Annotated in this window: 18 protein-coding genes; 7 read left to right on the plus strand and 11 right to left on the minus strand. The window is 68.7% G+C overall.

Annotated elements, in window-relative coordinates; all coding sequences use genetic code 11:
* Positions 1 to 259 precede the first annotated feature (259 nt).
* Positions 260 to 973, plus strand: coding sequence for an alpha/beta hydrolase (locus MEICH_RS23645; protein ID WP_051303910.1), 714 nt, complete (start codon positions 260 to 262; stop codon positions 971 to 973).
* An 80-nt stretch (positions 974 to 1053) separates the two neighbouring features.
* On the opposite strand, the gene MEICH_RS27785 is transcribed toward MEICH_RS23645, so the two are convergent.
* A complete protein-coding gene (locus tag MEICH_RS27785; protein ID WP_420804461.1) occupies positions 1054 to 1203 on the minus strand; it encodes a DUF1328 domain-containing protein in 150 nt (49 codons plus the stop codon).
* 260 nt (positions 1204 to 1463) lie between these two features.
* On the opposite strand from MEICH_RS27785, the gene MEICH_RS23650 reads away from it, so the two are divergent.
* The 4 genes from MEICH_RS23650 (at position 1464) to MEICH_RS0104690 (ending at position 6273) form a co-directional block, all read left to right on the plus strand.
* Positions 1464 to 2030 carry a hypothetical protein gene (locus MEICH_RS23650; RefSeq protein ID WP_157202611.1) on the plus strand — a complete coding sequence of 189 codons (567 nt, stop codon included), beginning with the start codon at positions 1464 to 1466 and terminating at the stop codon, positions 2028 to 2030.
* A gap of 108 nt (positions 2031 to 2138) precedes the next feature.
* Positions 2139 to 3242 carry a tetratricopeptide repeat protein gene (locus MEICH_RS0104680; protein WP_084542178.1) on the plus strand — a complete coding sequence of 368 codons (1104 nt, stop codon included), beginning with the start codon at positions 2139 to 2141 and terminating at the stop codon, positions 3240 to 3242.
* Between the two features lie 207 nt (positions 3243 to 3449).
* Entirely contained in the window at positions 3450 to 5087 is a 1638-nt protein-coding gene (locus MEICH_RS0104685) for an alpha-amylase family glycosyl hydrolase (protein ID WP_027891641.1), read from the plus strand.
* 4 nt (positions 5088 to 5091) lie between these two features.
* Positions 5092 to 6273 carry an AI-2E family transporter gene (locus tag MEICH_RS0104690; protein ID WP_027891642.1) on the plus strand — a complete coding sequence of 394 codons (1182 nt, stop codon included), beginning with the start codon at positions 5092 to 5094 and terminating at the stop codon, positions 6271 to 6273.
* 82 nt (positions 6274 to 6355) lie between these two features.
* Here MEICH_RS0104690 and MEICH_RS0104695 read toward each other — a convergent pair whose 3' ends face one another.
* The 9 genes from MEICH_RS0104695 to MEICH_RS0104735 form a co-directional block, all read right to left on the minus strand.
* Positions 6356 to 6865, minus strand: a complete 510-nt coding sequence (locus MEICH_RS0104695) for a LiaF transmembrane domain-containing protein (protein ID WP_027891643.1) — start codon at positions 6863 to 6865, stop codon at positions 6356 to 6358.
* A gap of 74 nt (positions 6866 to 6939) precedes the next feature.
* The gene (secD, locus tag MEICH_RS0104700) at positions 6940 to 9198 is read right to left on the minus strand and encodes a protein translocase subunit SecD (RefSeq protein ID WP_051303913.1); all 2259 of its coding nucleotides are present in this window, start codon (positions 9196 to 9198) and stop codon (positions 6940 to 6942) included.
* A 200-nt stretch (positions 9199 to 9398) separates the two neighbouring features.
* Entirely contained in the window at positions 9399 to 9716 is a 318-nt protein-coding gene (locus tag MEICH_RS28415; protein ID WP_027891645.1) for a hypothetical protein, read from the minus strand.
* Between the two features lie 43 nt (positions 9717 to 9759).
* Positions 9760 to 10524 (minus strand): SecDF P1 head subdomain-containing protein, encoded by a 765-nt coding sequence (locus MEICH_RS0104710; protein WP_027891646.1) that lies wholly within the window; start codon positions 10522 to 10524, stop codon positions 9760 to 9762.
* Positions 10525 to 10681: 157 nt separating this feature from the next.
* Positions 10682 to 12412 carry a translation initiation factor IF-2 gene (infB, locus tag MEICH_RS0104715; protein ID WP_027891647.1) on the minus strand — a complete coding sequence of 577 codons (1731 nt, stop codon included), beginning with the start codon at positions 12410 to 12412 and terminating at the stop codon, positions 10682 to 10684.
* A gap of 21 nt (positions 12413 to 12433) precedes the next feature.
* Entirely contained in the window at positions 12434 to 12673 is a 240-nt protein-coding gene (locus MEICH_RS0104720; protein ID WP_036218316.1) for a YlxR family protein, read from the minus strand.
* 208 nt (positions 12674 to 12881) lie between these two features.
* The gene (gene nusA / locus MEICH_RS0104725; protein ID WP_027891649.1) at positions 12882 to 14051 is read right to left on the minus strand and encodes a transcription termination factor NusA; all 1170 of its coding nucleotides are present in this window, start codon (positions 14049 to 14051) and stop codon (positions 12882 to 12884) included.
* Between the two features lie 157 nt (positions 14052 to 14208).
* A complete protein-coding gene (gene rimP, locus MEICH_RS0104730) occupies positions 14209 to 14652 on the minus strand; it encodes a ribosome maturation factor RimP (protein ID WP_027891650.1) in 444 nt (147 codons plus the stop codon).
* A 285-nt stretch (positions 14653 to 14937) separates the two neighbouring features.
* The gene (locus tag MEICH_RS0104735; protein WP_027891651.1) at positions 14938 to 15249 is read right to left on the minus strand and encodes a hypothetical protein; all 312 of its coding nucleotides are present in this window, start codon (positions 15247 to 15249) and stop codon (positions 14938 to 14940) included.
* Between the two features lie 161 nt (positions 15250 to 15410).
* On the opposite strand from MEICH_RS0104735, the gene MEICH_RS0104740 reads away from it, so the two are divergent.
* Together MEICH_RS0104740 and MEICH_RS0104745 are read left to right on the plus strand one after the other, a co-directional pair.
* The gene (locus tag MEICH_RS0104740; protein ID WP_027891652.1) at positions 15411 to 16028 is read left to right on the plus strand and encodes a YceH family protein; all 618 of its coding nucleotides are present in this window, start codon (positions 15411 to 15413) and stop codon (positions 16026 to 16028) included.
* A 319-nt stretch (positions 16029 to 16347) separates the two neighbouring features.
* A complete protein-coding gene (locus MEICH_RS0104745; protein ID WP_027891653.1) occupies positions 16348 to 17145 on the plus strand; it encodes an SDR family NAD(P)-dependent oxidoreductase in 798 nt (265 codons plus the stop codon).
* Between the two features lie 153 nt (positions 17146 to 17298).
* Here the strand turns inward: MEICH_RS0104745 and MEICH_RS26920 are convergent, their stop codons facing one another.
* On the minus strand, positions 17299 to 17745 hold the full coding sequence (locus MEICH_RS26920) for a GNAT family N-acetyltransferase (protein ID WP_051303914.1): 447 nt from the start codon (positions 17743 to 17745) through the stop codon (positions 17299 to 17301).
* Positions 17746 to 17905 lie beyond the last annotated feature (160 nt).

Below are 17905 nucleotides of genomic sequence, written 5' to 3' on the forward strand. Positions count from 1 at the left end.
GGCCCGGCGGCATGTCCGCGAGGGGGTGGCCGCAGGCCATACCGGCCTTGCCGGTAACCTGGAGTCCCTCGGGGGAGCTGAGGGGGAGGTGATGTGGAATCGCCTCCCCCTCGCTCCCCCGACGGCGGAGCGGTCCCCGCCAAACCACCGCGCCGCAAACCAACCCCTCCCCACCGGCATAAAGGAATACCTCGCCATTCGCGTCCCACCCCACAACTACCCAGCTCCCGAAGCGCTAGACTCTGGTCTAGAGGGAACAATGAAACCCTGGCTGCTCCTCGTGTGGGCCGTGCTGGTGCCGCTGGCGTCGGCCCAGCAGGAGGTGAACTTCCGGGCGGCCGACGGGGTGAGGGTGTTCGGCAGCTACTACCCGGCCGCCTCCAAGCAGCGGCCCCTGATCCTGCTGTTCCACATGTCGGGCTCCAACCGCTGGGAGTACGAGGCCATCGCCCCCGAGCTCGTGCGGATGGGCTTCAACTGCCTGGCGATCGACCAGCGCTCGGGCGGGACCATGTGGAACCGCACCAACCGCACCCGCGACGGCCTGGGCCGCCCCGCCGCCTTCGCCGAAGCCCTGCCCGACCTCGAGGCCGCCCTCCGCTGGGCCAAGGCCACCGGCCACCGCGGCAAGCTGCTGCTGTGGGGCAGCAGCTATTCCGCCGCGCTGGTGTTCGTGCTGGCGGCGCGTCACCCCGAGGTGAGCGCGGTGCTGGCCTTCTCGCCCGGGGAGTACCTGGCACCCGCCTTCTCGGTGCGCGAGGCCGCGGCCCGGGTACAGGTGCCGGTCTTCATCACCTCCGCCCGCTTCGAGGGCCCCACGGTCCGCGGCATCCTCGCGGCGGTGGCCTCGCGCGACAAGACGCAGTTCGTCCCCCGGGACACGGGCATGCACGGCTCGCTGGCCCTGAGCTTCCCGCCCTACCGCGCCGAGTACTGGCCGGCGGTGGCCCGCTTCCTCCGGCGCTTCACGTGAGCAAAAAAAACGCTGCCCGGCAGGGATGTGCGGACTGCCGGGCGGCCCCTCGAGAGCAGTGTTTTCTCACTTGTTGAGCGCTATACCGGTGTGCGTCTGCGGGTGACCAGGCTAATTAAGAAGGCGATCAAAAATATGAAGAAGAGAATCTTGGCGATGTCGGCGGCAAGTCCCGCCAGACCGATGAAGCCCAGTACGCCGGCGACGAGCGCGATCACCAGGAATAGCACGGCATAGCTCAACACTCTTTCACCCCCCCTCGTGTGGTTTCAGCGTCCTGCTGTGGCTCGAGCGGCCTCGAGTTCACGCCTCCAAGCTAGGCGTGCCGACTGATGAGTCCCTGTCGCTTCCCTGAGGCTAGGCTGAGAAAAGCCCCGTTCCTGTCGAGGGAAAATCGGGCTTCTCATCAGCCGAATCTCAGCCAGGGGTCAGCCCAATTTCAAGCCTCGTGCCCAACCTAAATCTGTCCTTGTGGGACAGGAGGCAAGGTATGACCCGTCGGAACAAAGCGTTGAAAGTCCTTACGACATCGGCTTTTCTGGCCAGCAGCCTGTGGCTGGGCAGTGCCTACGCCCAAACCACCCAACCCGCCCAACCGGCCCAGCCCGCCCAGGCCCCGCAACCGGCCATGACCGCCGAGCAGTACCACGCCGAGGCGCAGCGACTGGCCGTCGAGGCCGACGCCCGCTACGTCACCGACTTCTACGACCAGATCCTGTGGAACCAGGCCATCCGCAACGCCGAGGCCGCCGTGGCCGCGGAGCCGAGCAACCCCACCTACCTGCGCACCCTGGCCGAGCTCTACACCCGCACGCAGTTCTGGTGGAGGGCCTACCAGAACTGGCTCAAGCTCGAGCAGATGGCCCAGCTCGGCGATCAGGAGCGCCAGTGGGCGGCCTTGAGCGCGGCCAAGATCGGCTACATCCGGCTGAGCCGGGGCCTGGCGGTCGAGGCCATCCCCTTCCTCGAGGCCTCGCTGCGCTGGGAGGAGAACCCCCAGGTGGCGGCCATGCTCGACGTGGCCCAGCAGCAGGCGGCCGACACCGCCGTGCAATGACCTGCTTCGGCCGGGGCGGGCCTGAGGCACACCGCACGCCCGGGGTCGCCGGCCCCGTCACCCAGCCTCACGGCTAGGCGTCGCGCGCCCGACCCCACGGAGGTGCACATGAAACTGTGGCTAAGCATCGCTGTAAGCTTGTTGACCGGCCTGGCGCTGGCGCTCCAGCCGGCCACCCGACAACTCCTCGACGAGGCCCAGGCCCTCGCCCAGCAGGCCCGCCAGCAGAACGTCGCCCCCTCGCCCGACGCCGACTTGTGGAAGCGGGCCATCGCCAAGGGCGAGGAAGCGGCGGCCCTCGAGCCCCAGGCCCCCGAGGTCTGGCTGGTGCTGGGCAACCTCTACACCGAGACCAAATGGTGGATCAAGGCCGAGGAGGCCTGGAACCGCTACATCCAGCTCGCCGGGGTCAACGACCCCAAGGTGCGCCAGCAGGCCAGCCTGGTGCAGCTCAACCTGGGCTACGCCGCCTACCAGCGCGGGGAGTTCGACGTCGCACTCACCAAGTTCCAGGCCGCCGCCGAGCTCACCCCCAACGACCCCCAGCCCTACCAGTGGATGGGCCGCATCCACCTCGAGAGCGGCAACACCGCCGCCGCCCGCCAGAACTGGCAGCGGGCCGTGCAGCTCAAGCCCGACGCCACCAACCGCTACTTCCTCGAGCTCAGCCAAAGCAGCGTCAACTACGGCCGCGACGCGGTGAGCGCGTTCTACCTGGGTTACGAGGCCTACACCCTGGGCAAGGCGGGCGAGGCGCTGGGGCACTTCAACCGCGCCGCCCAGGCCGCGCCCAACTGGCTGGAGGCCAAGCGCTGGGTGGCGCGGGTGCAGCTCGAGCAGGGCAACCCGGCCGAGGCGCTGCGGGTGTGGCGGGAGGTCGCGGCCTCGGGGCAGGCCAGCCCCACCGACCGCTACCAGTTGCGCCGGGCCGAGCTGGCCGCGCAGTACAACCTCCAGGCCGCCGACGCCTACTTGCAAGGGGTGTCCAGCCACCAGCGCGGGGACCGGGCCTCCGCCCGGCGCTTCTTCGAGGCGGCGGTGCAGAGCGCCCCCGGCTTCGCCAGCGCCTGGTACTGGCTGGGCCGCACCGCCTACGAGCAGGGCGACTACGCGACCGCCGAGCGGGCCTACGGCCAGGTGCTCACCCTCGAGCCCGCCAACGCGCAGGCCCGCTACTGGCTCAACCGGGCCCGCCGGGCCATGGGGCGCTGAGGGCAGGGATGAACCCGGAGGGCGGGGCCGCACCCCGCCCTCTTCGCTGTGCAGCACCCCTCAGCCCCCTTTCAGCACCCTGTCAGAGCCGCATCAGCGCGTTTACCCACACTCGAAGAGGCTCCGGGCGAGTCGGAGGGACACCCGAAAGGGGGCGGCCTCGCCACCCCTTAGCGGGCGCGACGGTGCCAGCGGAGGTCGGACGCTATGGAATTCACGCTATTCGCTCCCCACGTCGAGAAGGTCGAGCTCGTCGGCTCGTGGCTCGAGCGGCCCGTTCCCTTGGAGAAGGGCGAGGGCGGCGCCTGGCGGGCCGAGGTCGAGGTGCCCGACGGGCGGCACTGCTACAAGTTCCGCCTGAAGTCGCTCTCGCCCTTCCTGGACGGCGCGACCGTCGAGGTCGCCGACCCGCTCGCCCGCGCCGTGGACGAGGCCAGCGACGACGCCAGCCTGCTCGTCGTGCAGGGCGGGCGCGACGTCACCACCGCCCCCGGCTACGCCTGGCGGCACGACGACGTGCCGCTGCCCCAGGACAACGAGCTCGTGATCTACGAGCTGCACGTGGGCGAGTTCACCCACGACGGCAAGACCCCCGGCACCTTCGCCCGCCTCCTCGAGAAGCTCGACTACCTGCGCGACCTGGGGGTGAACGCGCTCGAGCTCATGCCCGTCAAGGCCTACCCCGGCCGCAACTCCTGGGGCTACACCCCGCGCCACTTCACCGCCCTGGAGAGTGCCTACGGCACCCCCGAGGACTTCAAGCGCCTCGTCGACGAGTGCCACGCGCGCGGCATGCGGGTGATCCTCGACATGGTCTTCAACCACTCCGACGACAAGGCCCCCCTCACCCAGATCGACTTCTACTACTGGTACCGCGACACCCGCGAGGACGAGCTCTACTTCGGCCCCAAGCTCGACTACGAGCGCTTCGACGACACGCTGGGCCTCTTCCCGGCCCGCAAGTTCGCCGCCGAGGTGGCGGCCTACTGGGTCCGCGAGTACCACGTCGACGGCTACCGCCTCGACGCCGCCTACGTCATCGACAACTTCGACATCCTCCACGACCTGCGCCGCCACGCCAAGGAGGCCGCCGCCGGCAAGCCCTTCTACCTCGTGGCCGAGCACCTGCCCGAGAACCCGGCCGTGGCCGGGCCCGACGGCCCCGCCGACGGGGCCTGGCACCAGCGCTTCGAGCTGCAGGTCGTGGCCACGCTGTGCGAGGGCGAGCTGCGCGAGTTCCGCTACGACCCCGGCAAGACCCTCGAGGCCCTCGACCCGCGCAACCACGGCTACGCCGCCCCCGAGCGGGTGGTGCACTTCCTCGAGTCCCACGACGAGATCACCCTCATGCGGGTGCTGGGCGACTACGGCATCACCGGCGACAAGGCGTTGCGCAAGAACAAGCTGGGGGCCGCCCTGCTCTTCACCGCCGTCGGCAACCCCCTGCTCTACCAGGGGCAGGAGTTCGGCGGGCACCGCGCGCGCAAGCAGGAGGTGCGCCCGCTGCAGTGGGATCTGCTGGGGGCCGACTACGGCCGGGCGCTCAAGGAGCACTACGCCTTCCTGGCCCGCCTGCGCCACGGCTCCCCCGCCCTCAAAGGAGCCGAAATGGAACCCATACACCTCGACCAAGAAGGCGGCGTCATCGCCTACCGCCGGGGCTACGGCGAGGCGGAGGTGCTGGTGGTGGCCAACCTGCGCGACGAGGACAAGGCCCTCACCATCCCCTTCCCCGACGGGCGGTGGCGCGAGCTGACCTTCGGCTACGACATCGACTCCGCCGGCGGCCAGCTCGCCGACACCTTCCCGGCCTCCAGCGCCAAGATCTATGTCCGCCGGGGCTGAGCTTATGCAGCGCCGACCCGGGGAGTTCTTCACGCTCGAGGCTCGAGCCCTGCAGCGGGTGCTGTTCAACGCCATCCTCCTCGTCTTCGGGTTGCTGCTGGTGATCGAGTTCGCGGGGGCCGTGCTGACGCCGTTGGTGTTCATCCTGCTGGCGGTGGTGCTGGTGATGGGCCTCAACCCGCTGGTGGCGCGGCTGGAGGCCCGCTTCCGCGTCCCCCGCCGGCTGGGGGCGCTGCTGGTGGTGCTCGGGCTGCTGGCGCTGTTCGCGGGCCTGGTCGCGGTGCTGGTGCCGTTGCTGATGGCCCAGGGCACCCGCTTCGCCGAGAGCCTGCCCACGCTGATCGAGGGCTTCGAGGAGAGCCTGCGAACCCTCGGCCAGCGCTACCCGGTGCTGGCCCCCCTCAGCCAGGGGCTGCCCGAGGTCAACTTCTCCCGTTTCCTCGACGGGGACATGGTGGGGCGGCTGTACGCCATCGCCAGCTCGGTGGTGGGCCTGCTCGCCCTGACGCTGGTGCTGCTGACGCTGGTGCTGTTCCTGCTCATGAACCCCGACCCCCTGGTCAAGGGCGTGCTGAGCGGGGTTCCCCCGCAGAGCCGCCCGGTGGTCGAGCGCACCCTGGTGCGCATCGGCTCCCAACTGGGGATGTGGCTCATCAGCACCATGATCTCCTCGGCCGTGGTGGGGCTGCTGGTGGGGATCGGGCTGGCGCTGGCGGGCTTCAAGAACGCGGTGCTCTTCGGGGTGGTGGCGGCCGTCACCAACCCCATCCCCTTCCTGGGCCCCTGGCTGGGCATCAGCCTGCCGGTGCTGGTGGCGGGGGCCGAAGGGGCCTGGAACCTGGCCTTCTGGGCCATCGTGGTGCTGGTGGTGGTGCAGCAGATCGACGCCAGCATCACCAACCCGCTGATCCTGGGCCGCACCGTGCACCTGCACCCCGCCTCGCTGCTGATGGGCGTGCTGATCTTCGGGTCGGTGAAGGGCATCATGGGCGTGTTCCTCACGGTGCCCTTGCTCATCATCATCAAGGCGCTGTACGAGGAGGTCTACCTCGAGCTCTTCAAGCGCCCCGAGGTGCCCGAGGAGAGCGTGAACAACATCGTCAGCGTCGGGCACGGCGAGGAGGCGGACAAGGCCGAGCCTCCGCCGAAGGAGACCCCGCTGCCGCTGAAGGCCCAGGAGAAGTAGGCCTCCGGTCTCCGCCTCAGGCACGGGGCAGGGGGCGCGCCCCCTGCCCGCCGGCGTTCAGCGTTCGGTCGCCGGCTACAAGCTACCTGCGCTGCCGCATCAGCAGGTACACCCCCAGCGCGATCAGCACCAGCGGCCCGACGACCCGCAGCCCCGGTGCCCCGCCGAAGATGAAGAACTCGAAGAAGACGCCGAAGGCCACGAACAGGCCCAGGCCGGTGAGGATGAGGTTCCAGCCGCGCTGGCGGCTGGCCTCGTCGGAGCCCCAGCTCCCCATCAGGAACATCCCGACGCCCACGGCGGCGGGGATCAGCGCCCAGGCGTAGGCCCAGGTCTCGAAGCGGCCGGTGAGGTTCTGGAAAAACAGGATCAGCCCGATCGTGCTCACGATGCTGCCGGGGATGGCCAGCGGCAGCAGGTTCTTGCCGCCGAACAGCGCCCCCGCCAGCAGCAGCACGCCCGGAACCAGGATGAACAGCGGCCAGGCGAAGCTGCCGACGTCGAAATCGAACCACTGCCCCACGAGGAATAGCAAGCCCAGTGCCACCAGCACGGCGCCGATCACCAGGTTGGAATTGCGGGTCTCGTTCATACGCCGAGTGTAGAGCAAAGAAGAAGGGGGGAAGTCCCCCCTTCCTAGCCATCGGCTATCGGTTATCGACAACCCTACGCCTTAGCCACCTTGCGGCGGGCCGCCTCGCGGGTCTTGTACCACACCACCAGCGCCGAGACCACGTAGATCGAGGAGTAGGTGCCCACCACGAAGCCCACCGTGATCGCCAGCGAGAAGTCGCGCAGCACGGGGCCGCCCAGGAACAGCAGCGCCAGGATGGGCAGCATGGTGGTGAGCGCGGTCATGATGGTGCGCGAGAGGGTCTGGTTGATGGAGGTGTTGACGATCTCGTAGTAGCTGTAGCCGCGCATGAGCTTGAGGTTCTCGCGGATGCGGTCGGAGATGATCACCGAGTCGTTGAGCGAGAAGCCGATGATGGTGAGCAAGGCGGCCACCGTGGGGATGGTGAACTCGAGCCCGAAGAGGCTGTACATCCCGGCCACGATGGCGATGTCGTGGGCCACGGCGACGAGGCTGGCGACGCCGAAGACCCAGTCGAAGCGGATCGCCACGTAGACCAGGATCAGGCCCAGCCCCACCAGCACCGCCCAGATGGTGTTGCGGCGCAGCTCGGAGCCGATGGCCGGGCCCACCGTCTCCGACTGGAGCACCTGGGCCTGCAGCTTCTCGCCGAAGGCGCGCTCGAGCGCGATGCGGTTCTCCTCGCTGAGCTGCTTGACCCGCACCGAGAACTCGCGGCCGCCGCCGGTGGAGGAGAGGCTGGTGACGATGGCCTCGGCCCCGCCCGCCCCCTCGATGCCGGTGCCGTCGAGGAAGGAGCGGATCTGCTCGGAGTTCACGCTCTCGGACACCCGCACCGTGAAGGCGGTGCCCCCGGTGAAGTCGATGCCGAAGTTGAAGCCCTTCGTCAGCACGATCCCCCCGCCGATGGCGGCGAGGACCAGGCTCGCCAGCGTCACGTAGCGCGAGGGCTTCATGAAGTCGATCTTGGTGCCCCACAGCCAGTAGGGCGGGCGCACCTCGCGGATGGCGGCGATGCGCTCGAGCAGGTAGCGGCTGAAGATCAGGTTGGAGAACACCGAGGCCACCACGCCCACCGCCAGCGAGACCGCGAAGCCCTTCACGGGGCCGGTGGAGTACTGGTAGAGCGCGGCGGCGGCCAGCAGGTGGCAGATGTTGACGTCGAGGATGGTGACGATGGAGTGCGAGAAGCCGCCGGGGATGGCCTGGCGGAAGCGCTTGCCGTTCTTGAGCTCCTCCTTGATGCGCTCGAAGGAGAGCACGTTGCCGTCTACGGCGGCGCCCAGCGTCATGATCAGCGCCGCGATGCCCGGCAGGGTGAGGGTCACGCCCAGGCTGGTGAAGATGGCGAGGATGAGGACGGAGGTGTAGATCAGGCCCAGCGCGGCCACCAGGCCCATCCAGAAGCCGTAGTAGGCGAACAGCAGCACGAAGATCAGCACCGCGCCCACGACGGCGGCGCGGATGCCCGAGGCGATGGCGTCCTGGCCCAGCGTGGGGCCGATGGCGCGGGTCTCGGCGATGTTGAGCTTGACCGGCAGCGCGCCCGAGCGCAGCACCAGCGCGATGTCGGAGGCCTCCTCGAGCCCGGAGAGCCCGGTGATGATGGCGTTGCCGCCGGTGATGGCCTGGTTGATGTTGGGCGCGGTGTAGACCTTGTCGTCGAGCACGATCGCCAGGCGCTTGCCCACGTTCTGGCGGGTGACGTCGGCGAACTTCTGGGCGCCTTCGGGCTTGAAGGAGAGCTCGACCACCGGGCGGCCGGTGCCGGGCTCGAAGCTCGCGCGGGCGCTGGCGAGGTCGGCGCCGGAGAGCAGCGGCTCGCCGAGGTCGCTGAGCTTGATGAGGCTCTGCTCGAGGTCGGAGCGCTTGAGGCCGGGGTTGGCGCGGATCTGCTCGTTGATCTCGGCCACCGTGGTGCCGCTGGCGCCCTGGTTGACGATGCGGAACTCGAGCTTGGCCGTCTGGCCGATGAGCCGGATGGCCTTCTCCTGGTCGCTCTGCTTGAGGCCGGGCAGCTCGAGCACCACCCGGTCGTTGCCCTGCACCGTCACCAACGGCTCGGCCACGCCCAGCGCGTTGACGCGGTTCTCAAGCACGGTGCGGGCGGTGTCGAGGTCCTCCTGGCTGGGGTTGGGGGTCTCGGTCTTGAGGGTGATGCGCAGGCCGCCCTGGAGGTCGAGGCCCAGGTTGACCCGCGGCTCGCTGGCGGGGACCCAGGGCTTCCAGATGCCGACGACGGCGGCGACGAGGACCAGCAGCAGGAACAGGCCGGTCCACAAGGGGTTGGTCTGCGGGGTAGGGGTGCGCGGCTGGTAGCCAGGCCGCATGGGTTGGGGTCGCATGCTTCAGTGCTCCTTCCGAGGCGTCGGGGACGCCAAAAGGCCGTGAGGCTTCGTTCCTGAGTTTCGGGGCTCGCGCGAAAGCGCCCGGGGATGACGGGGACGGTTCTCGCGGGCGGGTCCACACGCCCGGCGAGGGCTCCGGGAGCACGCGCGGCTCGAGGAGACCCTGTGCCGGGCGGCGGGGCTCAGCAGCCCTCGAGCTGCAGCCGCCCGTAGAGCAGGAACAGCCGCCCGCGCCCGCGCGGACGGGGCAGGCGCGGCTGGGGAGGGCCCAGCCGCGCCCGGGCCAGCCGGAAGCGCTCGTTGCGGGGCAGCAGGAAGGGCAGCCAGCCCGGCCAGCCCCCGGGGTTGGCCTTCTCCTGGAACTGCGGCCCGGGGTTGCTCGACCAGTTGGCGACGGTGGCCTTGGCCGGGGGGGCGGGCAGGATGAGGGGGTCGGGCCCCAGGAGGAGCACCCCCAGGATCGCCCAACTGATCCAGCCTTGTCCCCAGCGTCCGGTCATGTTCGTCAATCTTATCGCCTCGGCCCGCCGCAGTGGGCGGGCGCTAGGGTTTGGGGTTCTCCACCGCCAGCCGCAGCGGGACGGCCGCCGCCTGGAGCTTGTCGGCGAGGCCCTTGGCCTCGGCCGCGCTCGAGGCCGACACCACCGCCACCCCGCCGCTGATCGGGCCGCCGATGCGCGGGGCGGTGTAGACCTTGTCGTCGAGCACGATGGCCAGCCGCCGTCCCCGGTTGGCCCCGGTGAGCTGCTCGAGCTTGCGCCCGCCCTCGGGGGTGAAGGTGAGCCGGACGCGCGGGGTGCCGTCGCTGTCGGAGACGGCCTCGGCCCGCTCGAGGTCGGCGTTGGTGAGGGCGGCGGGCTCGAGGGCGCTCGGCGGCATCAGGTTCTTCTCGCCGAGCTTGGGGTTGGCGGCCTGGGCCTCGCGCAGCTCGCTCACGGTGAGGCCCTTGGCGCCGGGCTTGACCAGCCGGAACTCCAGGCGGCTCACCTGGGTCACGCTGCGCAGAAAGCGGCGGTAGTTGTCCTCGCTCAGGCCCGAGGCCTGCACCCGCAGGCGGGGCGGGGTCTGCACCTGCACGCGCGAGCGGCGGGCGCCGTAGGCCTTGAGCCGCTCCTGCACCACCCGGCGGGTGCGCTCGAGGGCGTCGGGGGAGGGGTCGGGCGTGACCACCCGCAGCAGTACCTCCCGTTCGAAGGCGTTTTGCAGTGCCTGCCAGCGGTTCCAGGCGGTGGAAAGGCTCGCCACCAGCCCCGCGATCAGCAGCAGCGGGACGGCCAGCAGCACCACCGTGAGCGCCCGGTCGCTCATGTTCCCCTCCCCTCACGACGCACGGGGCGTCATACCGGATTCAAAAAGATAATCGCCCAAACCAAAGACCCCGGGGGCTATCTTTTTGAATCCCAGAGCACTCCCTTCGGCCCTCTCAGTTTGGCGCCGTCCGGCGCCAAACTGACCGGATCGGCTATCAGTCCTGCACCACCTCGACCTGCTGGCTGGCCTCGAGGACGTCGCCTTCCTGGAAGTCGGTGAAGCCCTCGAGGGTGATGCCGCACTCGAAGCCCTGGGCCACCTCGCGCACGTCGTCCTTGAAGCGCTTGAGCGCGTGGATCTTGCCCTTCCAGACCTCCTGCTTCTTGCGCAGCACCCGGATGTCGGCGCTGCGGGTGATCTTGCCGCTGGTGACCATGCAGCCCGCCACCACGCCGCTGGAGAGCTTGAACACTGCGCGCACCTCGGCCTGGCCCAGGATCTCCTCCTTGTACACCGGCTCGCGCTGGCCGCGCACCATCTTGCGCACCTCGTCGATGAGCTCGTAGATGATGCGGAAGCTCTGCAGCGGCACGCCCTTCTGCTCGGCCATCTTCTTCACCGAGCCCGCCGGGGCCACGCCGAAGGACAGGATCGCCCCGCTGGCGGTCGAGGCCAGCAGCACGTCGGACTCCGACGGCGCGCCCACCGCGGCCAGCAACAGGTTGATCTTGACCTCCTCGTTCTGCTCGCGGGCCAGGATCTGCTGGATGGCCTCGAGCGAGCCCTGGGTGTCGGTGCGCAGGATGAGGTTGATCTCCTTCTGCTCGCTGCCCTGCATCTGGCGCAGCAGGTCGGCGATGTTGCGCGGGCGGTTGACCTCGGGGGCGGCGGCGCGGGCCTCGCGCTCGAGGCGCCGCTCCTCGGTGATCTCCTTGGCCGCGACCTGGTCGGGCACCCACTCGAAGGTGGTCCCGGCCGAGGGCAGCTCGGAGAAGCCCAGCACCTGCACGGCGGTGGAGGGGCCGGTCTGGTTGCGCCGGGCGCCCTCGGAGTCGGTCATGGCCCGGATCTTGCCCCAGTGCTCCCCGGCCACCACGTAGTCGCCCACCCGCAGCGTGCCCTGCTGCACCAGCAGGCTGGCGAGCACCCCGGCCTGCTTGTCCACGCGCGACTCGATCACCACGCCCACGGCCTCGGCGTTGGGGTCGGCGCGCAGGTCCTCGAGCTCGGCCGTGATCAGGATGGTCTCGAGCAGGTCCTGCACGCCCTGGCCGGTCCTGGCCGAGATGGGCAGCACCTCGGCGTCGCCGCCGTAGGCCACCGGCACGATGCCCTCGCGCATGAGGTCCTGGTAGACCTTGTCGAGGTTGGCCTGGGGCAGGTCCATCTTGTTGGCCGCGAAGATCAGCTTGGCCCCGGCGGCCTTGGCGTGGGCGATGGCCTCGCGGGTCTGGGGCATCACGCCGTCGTCGGCGGCGATGACGATGATGGCGATGTCGGCCACCTTGGCCCCGCGCTCGCGGATGCTGGTGAAGGCCTCGTGGCCCGGGGTGTCGATGAAGACGACGGTGCCGGCGGTGCCGCTCGAGGACGCCACCTTGACCTCGAAGGCGCCGACGTGCTGGGTGATGCCGCCCGCCTCCTTCTCGGCGATGCGGCTCTTGCGCAGGTAGTCGAGCAGGCTGGTCTTGCCGTGGTCCACGTGGCCCATGATCACCACCACCGGCGCGCGGTGGGGGATGGCTTTGCGGGCCTCCTCGGCCTTCTTGGCCTCCTCGGCCAGGCGCTGCTCGCCGATGAGCTCCTTGACGGCGGCGGCGGTCTCGTCCTCGAGGGTCGAGGCGTGGGACTTGTACTCCACGCCCATGTTGTCGAGGATCTCCAGCAGTTCCTCGTTGGTCATGCCCAGCTCTTTGGCGAGCTGGTAAATGCGTACTTTAGCCATTGGCACCTCCAACAATGGTTCTCACGAGGGGTTTTCGGGCGCGGCCGCCAGCAGCGCGCTCAGCGCCTGCGAGAGCGTCGCCGCCCCCGCCCCGGCGAAGCGCCGCAGCTTCTTCTCCGCCCAGCACTCGGGCTGGTCGGGGCAGACGTAGGCCCCGCGCCCGGGCTTCTTGCCGCTCGGGTCGATCACCGGGCCCTCGGGGGTGAGCACGACGCGCAGCAGCTCCCGCTTGGGCCTGCGCCTGCGGCAGGCCACGCACATACGCTCGGGGACGTGCTTGGGTTTCACGCGGTACCCCGTCGATAGCCGGTAGCCGGTAGCCAAAATCTGCCGAACGCCAAACGCCAAACGCCAGACGCCAGACGCCAGAAACCACCAACGGTTTGCGTCCTGCGTATTGCGTTTTGCGTACGCCGTAGGACGTACGGCCTGCTGGCGTTGGGCGTTCGGCGTCGGGCGTTCGGCATTCTCACTCGTCCGAGTCGGCGAACAGGCTCTCGAAGCGGTTCTTGGCCTCCTGGCTGACGCGCTCCTTCTCTTCCTTCTCGCTCGCGCGCAGGATGGCCGCGTCGAGGTCGGTGATCTCCTCGGCCTCCTCGAAGTCGATCTCGAAGCCGGTGAGCTTGCTGGCGAGGCGCACGTTCTGGCCGGCCTTGCCGATGGCCAGGGAGTGCTGGTCCTTCGAGACCACCACCCGCGCGCGCTTGCCCTCGGTATCGACCTCGATGTTGCCCACCTGGGCGGGGGAGAGGGCGTTGCGGATGAACTCGCGCACGTTGGGCGACCACTGGATGATGTCCACGCGCTCGCGGCCGAGCTCCGAGCTCACCGCCTGGATGCGCTGGCCCTTGTGCCCGATGCACGCCCCGATGGGGTCCACGTTGGGGTTGTGGCTCATCACCGCGACCTTCGAGCGGCTGCCGGGCTCGCGGGCGACGGCCTTGACCTCCACGATGCCCTCGGCGATCTCGGGCACCTCCTGGCGCAGCAGGTAGCGCAGCAACTCCTCGCTGGCGCGGCTGACGATCAGGCTGGCGCCCTTCGAGCCGCGCTGCACCTGCTTGAGGTAGACCTTCACGCGCTGGCCGGGGTGGTAGCGCTCGGAGGGGATCTGCTCCTTGATGGGCATGAGGGCCTCGCCGCGCCCCAGGTCCACGTAGACGCTGCCGCGGTTGTCCACGCGGGCCACGGTGCCGGTGATGACCTCGCCCTCCTTGTCCTTGTACTCCGTGTGCACGCGGTTGCGCTCGGCCTCCTTGAGGCGCTGGGTGAGCACCTGCTTGGCGGCGAGCACGGCGATGCGGGTGAATTCCTCGCGTTCGACGGGGAACTCCATCTCCTCGCCCACCTGCACGTCGGGGTCGTAGGTGAGGGCGTCGGCGAGGGAGATCTCGCGGTCGGGGTTCTCCACCTTCTCGACCACGGTGCGGATCTCGAGCACGTCCAGCTCGCCGGTCTGCGGGTCGAGCTGCACCTCCACGACGGGGCCTAGCCCCTCCTCGACCTCTTTCTGCTTGTAACCCCGCTGGCGCAGGTAGGCCTGCCGCAGGGCGTACTCGAAGGCGGCGATGAGCTCGTCGGCGGTGACGCCGCGCTCGACCGCGACCTGAGTTAAGGCTTCGACGAATTCTCGGTTCACTGTTCCTCCTTTGCGCCGCACAGCGGCGCGTCGAACGCCGATAGCCGATAGCCAAACGCCGAAGGCCCGTGGCCCGTGGCTTTTGGTAAAAAGCTTTTCCCACTTGCCACGGGCTTTCCGCGGGCGTTCAGCGTTCGGCGTTCGGCGTTTGGCATCTTTACCTCGGGGTGTCCGGCCACTCGGCGAGGTTGGCCTTGAAGCTGCCGAGCTCGAGGCTCTTGGTCTCGCCCGAGTCGAGCAGGAAGTCCACGCGGTCCGGGTGGACCATCTGGACGCGGCCGGTGAAGTTGCCCTGCTCGCTTTTGACCTTGACCTTGAGCCCCATGAAGCGCTCGAAGTGGCGCACGGTGAAGAGCGGGCGCTCGGGGCCGGGGGACTCGACCTCCAGGCGGTAGGCCCCCTCGATGAGGTCGCGGCGGTCGAGCTCTTCGCCGAGGGTGTGGCTGGCGCGCTCGAGGTCGGACACGCTCACGGGCACCTCGTCCTTGCGCTCGATGCGCACCAGCAGCACGCGGCTCTTGCCCGCCGGCCTGAGGCTGGCCTCCAGCACGTCGTACCCCAGGCGCCCCAGCACCTCTTGGGCTAGTTGCTGCCAATCCACGGTTCAAACCCCAACCCGAGCCCCGGAAAGCTTGTGCTCAGCATTGGAGACCCCTCCTTTCCTCCGACGGCTATGGACTTTGAGCTTCCACTTCCCCCAAGAAGAAGGGGTGGGCCTGAAACCCACCCCGAATCATCAGGGAGAACCGCTAAAGCCAAGTCTAGCACTCCCGGCGGCTTTAGACAAGCGCCTGAAAACGCCGAAAACCCCGTTCCCGAGGGCTTTGGGGCCCGGTGACGGGACGGGAATGCGCCGAGCGGATAACCCCCGGCCGTGGCCAGAGGTTCAGTGCACGTGCACCCAGGAGGACTTGGACAGCGCCTCGAGCAGCTCCTTCACGCTGGGGGTGTCGGCGTCGCGGCTGGGGGTGCCCTGGACCGGCGCGGTCATGACCTCCTTGATCTCGTACTTCGGCAGGTAGGCCAGCGCGGCCCGGCCCCCCCGGTCGTGCAGGGCGAACTGCACCAGCTCCCCGCGGTAGAGGGTGAGGAAGCTCGAGCGGTAGTCCTTACCCATCGAGCCGACGACGTAGATGTTGAGGCTTTGCGAGGTTCGGGCGGCTTCCTGAACCGTGTCGATGAGCTTTTGGACAGACATGCGACCTCCTAGGGCTTGCGGCGATGGGCAAATTCTAGACGGGCCCCGCGGCCGGGGAGGGCGCAAACGACCCGCCGGCCGGGCTATGTACCGGGTTCATCGCAGCGCAGCCCCCGGGGCGGCCAAACTCGCGGCCATCGGCCCTGCGATACAATCCGGCCGTGGAACTCCTCAACGAGACCGAGGTGCGCGTCCTGGGAACGCTCATCGAGAAGCAGTTCGCCACCCCCGAGTACTACCCCATGACCCTCAACGCCGTTCGGCTGGGCGCCAACCAGAAGCAGGGCCGCAACCCCGTCACCAACCTCACCGACGCCGAGGTGCAAGAAGCCCTCGATACCCTGCAGATCAAGCGCCTCACCGCCTTGGTCAAGGAGTACGGCGCCCGCGCCCCCAAGTACCGCCAGTTCCTCGACCGCGAGTTCAAGCTCGAGCCCCCCGCCCTGGTGGTGCTGGCCGTGCTGATGCTGCGCGGCCCCCAGACGGTGGGCGAGCTCAAGGCCCGCACCGAGTCCATGCACAAGTTCGCCTCCACCCAGGAGGTCGAGGAGGTCCTCAGCTTCCTGATGAACCTGGCCCCCAACCCCCTCGTGACGCGCCTCGAGCGCCAGCCCGGCGAGCGCGAGCCCCGCTACGCCCACCTGCTGGCCGGGACCCCCTCCCCCGTGGTGCGGGCGGAGGAGAAGAGCGAGCTCGAGGCCAGGGTGGAGGCGCTCGAGGCCGAAGTGCGCGAACTGCGGGCAGCGGTTGAGGGGTTGAAGCGGGCGCTGGGGGTTTGAGGGGTGGTTGTCGGTAGCTGATAGCTGAACGTGGGTCGTACGTCGTACGCCGTACGCAATACGCCGAACGCCGAACGCCAAACGCCAAACGCAAGACGCCGAACGCAGGACGCCAAACGCAGGACGCCAGACGCCTTGTTCCCCCCTTAGCAAGGGGGGCTAGGGGGGATATTCCTTCCCCGGCGCCGGGGAGGGGGGCCTTTCACCATGAGCCCCAAGCCTTCCGCCCATCGCTGACGGCTGAAGGCTGATAGTTGACCCTCCTATTGTGAGCTTGGCTATGCTTTATGATATACTGTATATCATAAACAGGTGATCTATGCCTGCCTCGACCCCGCTCGCCGAACTGCTCTCCCTTCACGGCCGGACTGCGCTGGTCACCGGCGCGGGCTCGGGGATCGGGCGGGCCGTAGCGTTGCGGCTGGCTGAGGCCGGGGCCGACCTCGAACTCCTCGACTGCAACCGCGCTGCGCTCGAGCAGCTCGCCCAGGAGCTCTCGCCCTACGGGCAGCGGGTGGGGCTGCACGCGGTGGACCTCGCCCGGAAAAGCGCCATCGACGCCCTTTGGGACGGCCTGAGCGGCTCCCCGCCGGGCATCCTGGTCAACAACGCCGCCGTCTACCCCACCCGGCACTTCTCCGACATGGACGAGGGCTTCTGGAAGCACCTGATGGCGGTGAACCTCGAGGCCGTGGTGTGGATGTGCCAGCGCATGATCCGAGCCCGGGGCCAGCAGGGCGGCGTGATCGTGAACATCGGCTCGGTCGAGGCGGTGCTGCCCTTCAAGGAAGACCTCAGCGCCTACAGCACCAGCAAGGCCGGGGTGATCGCCCTCACCCGCGCCCTGGCCCGCGAGCACGCCCGCAAGGGCTTCCGCATCAACGCCCTGCTCCCCGGCGGCACCCACACCCCCGGCACCCGCAGCATGGCCCGCAGAATCGCCCGGCTGCAATTGGGCCTGCTCAAGACCGGCTACGACTACTTCCAGCGCCTGCCCGCCGGCCGCATGGCCGACCCCGACGAGATCGCCCGCATGGTGCTGGTGCTGTGCAGCGACCTCGCCAGCTACGTGCACGGGGCGGCGGTGCCGGTGGACGGGGGGTTCCTGTCGGCGTGAAAGCGGGCTAGCTCAGGGAATAGGCTGTACGGCGTTCGTCGAAACCATGGTGCCGCAGACGCCGGACAGCGCCTCGAGCCGCCCTGCCTGAGCCTCGAAGAGGTTTGCGCCGGCGCAGACGTATCCAGCAACTGATTTTCGAGACCGTAAACCCTACGAGGCTTTCCGTGCTTCTCCAAGGGAAGAGAGCGCCTCCTTCCACTCATAGCCGGAAGCACTCATGCTTCGCAGAAGATCCCGCCGCCGCAGGCCGAACTTCTCAAAAAAGCGCTGGTTTTCGGGAAAGCTGTCCACGTACAGCGCGGTGATAGGGTGCTGGCTGAGCAGGGCCCGCATCAAGGCTGTTCCGACGCCCTGCCCACGGAAAGCCGGGTGCACCAGGATCTCGGACAAATGGGTGGTGAGCACGCCGTCGGAGAAGGCCCTCAACAGCCCTATCAGGCGATGGTTCAAACGAGCCTGGATCAGAATTTGGGTGTTCGCTAAGGCTTTGCCGATCGACTCGGGCAGGTAATCGGAACGTCTGCCCCAGCCGGAGGCGTCGTAAAGATCGATGACCTCTTCAGCGGTCAGTTGGGCGCGTCCCGAGACAATTTGCATGGAGCCATGGTACGGGGTGAACGCAGGGGAGCCCCGGTCGAGGACGGCAATTTGAAGCCGGGGAAATTAAGGCCTAACTTGGACTCGAGTCCAAAGTTTACGGCGCTAATTCTTGATCGCAGGGCATTTGCCCCCTATACTCTTAACCTAACGAGCGTTA

Source organism: Calidithermus chliarophilus DSM 9957 (assembly GCF_000430045.1).
Lineage (GTDB): Bacteria > Deinococcota > Deinococci > Deinococcales > Thermaceae > Calidithermus > Calidithermus chliarophilus.

Excerpts from the sequence above, each read along its gene's own strand:
- MEICH_RS23645 (WP_051303910.1), top strand. The coding sequence starts at position 260 with ATGAAACCCTGGCTGCTCCTCGTGTGGGCCGTGCTGGTGCCGCTGGCG.
- MEICH_RS23650 (WP_157202611.1), top strand. The coding sequence starts at position 1,464 with ATGACCCGTCGGAACAAAGCGTTGAAAGTCCTTACGACATCGGCTTTT.
- MEICH_RS0104680 (WP_084542178.1), top strand. The coding sequence starts at position 2,139 with ATGAAACTGTGGCTAAGCATCGCTGTAAGCTTGTTGACCGGCCTGGCG.
- MEICH_RS0104685 (WP_027891641.1), top strand. The coding sequence starts at position 3,450 with ATGGAATTCACGCTATTCGCTCCCCACGTCGAGAAGGTCGAGCTCGTC.
- MEICH_RS0104690 (WP_027891642.1), top strand. The coding sequence starts at position 5,092 with ATGCAGCGCCGACCCGGGGAGTTCTTCACGCTCGAGGCTCGAGCCCTG.
- MEICH_RS0104695 (WP_027891643.1), bottom strand. The coding sequence starts at position 6,865 with ATGAACGAGACCCGCAATTCCAACCTGGTGATCGGCGCCGTGCTGGTG.
- secD (WP_051303913.1), bottom strand. The coding sequence starts at position 9,198 with ATGCGGCCTGGCTACCAGCCGCGCACCCCTACCCCGCAGACCAACCCC.
- MEICH_RS28415 (WP_027891645.1), bottom strand. The coding sequence starts at position 9,716 with ATGACCGGACGCTGGGGACAAGGCTGGATCAGTTGGGCGATCCTGGGG.
- MEICH_RS0104710 (WP_027891646.1), bottom strand. The coding sequence starts at position 10,524 with ATGAGCGACCGGGCGCTCACGGTGGTGCTGCTGGCCGTCCCGCTGCTG.
- infB (WP_027891647.1), bottom strand. The coding sequence starts at position 12,412 with ATGGCTAAAGTACGCATTTACCAGCTCGCCAAAGAGCTGGGCATGACC.
- MEICH_RS0104720 (WP_036218316.1), bottom strand. The coding sequence starts at position 12,673 with ATGTGCGTGGCCTGCCGCAGGCGCAGGCCCAAGCGGGAGCTGCTGCGC.
- MEICH_RS0104735 (WP_027891651.1), bottom strand. The coding sequence starts at position 15,249 with ATGTCTGTCCAAAAGCTCATCGACACGGTTCAGGAAGCCGCCCGAACC.
- MEICH_RS0104745 (WP_027891653.1), top strand. The coding sequence starts at position 16,348 with ATGCCTGCCTCGACCCCGCTCGCCGAACTGCTCTCCCTTCACGGCCGG.
- MEICH_RS26920 (WP_051303914.1), bottom strand. The coding sequence starts at position 17,745 with ATGCAAATTGTCTCGGGACGCGCCCAACTGACCGCTGAAGAGGTCATC.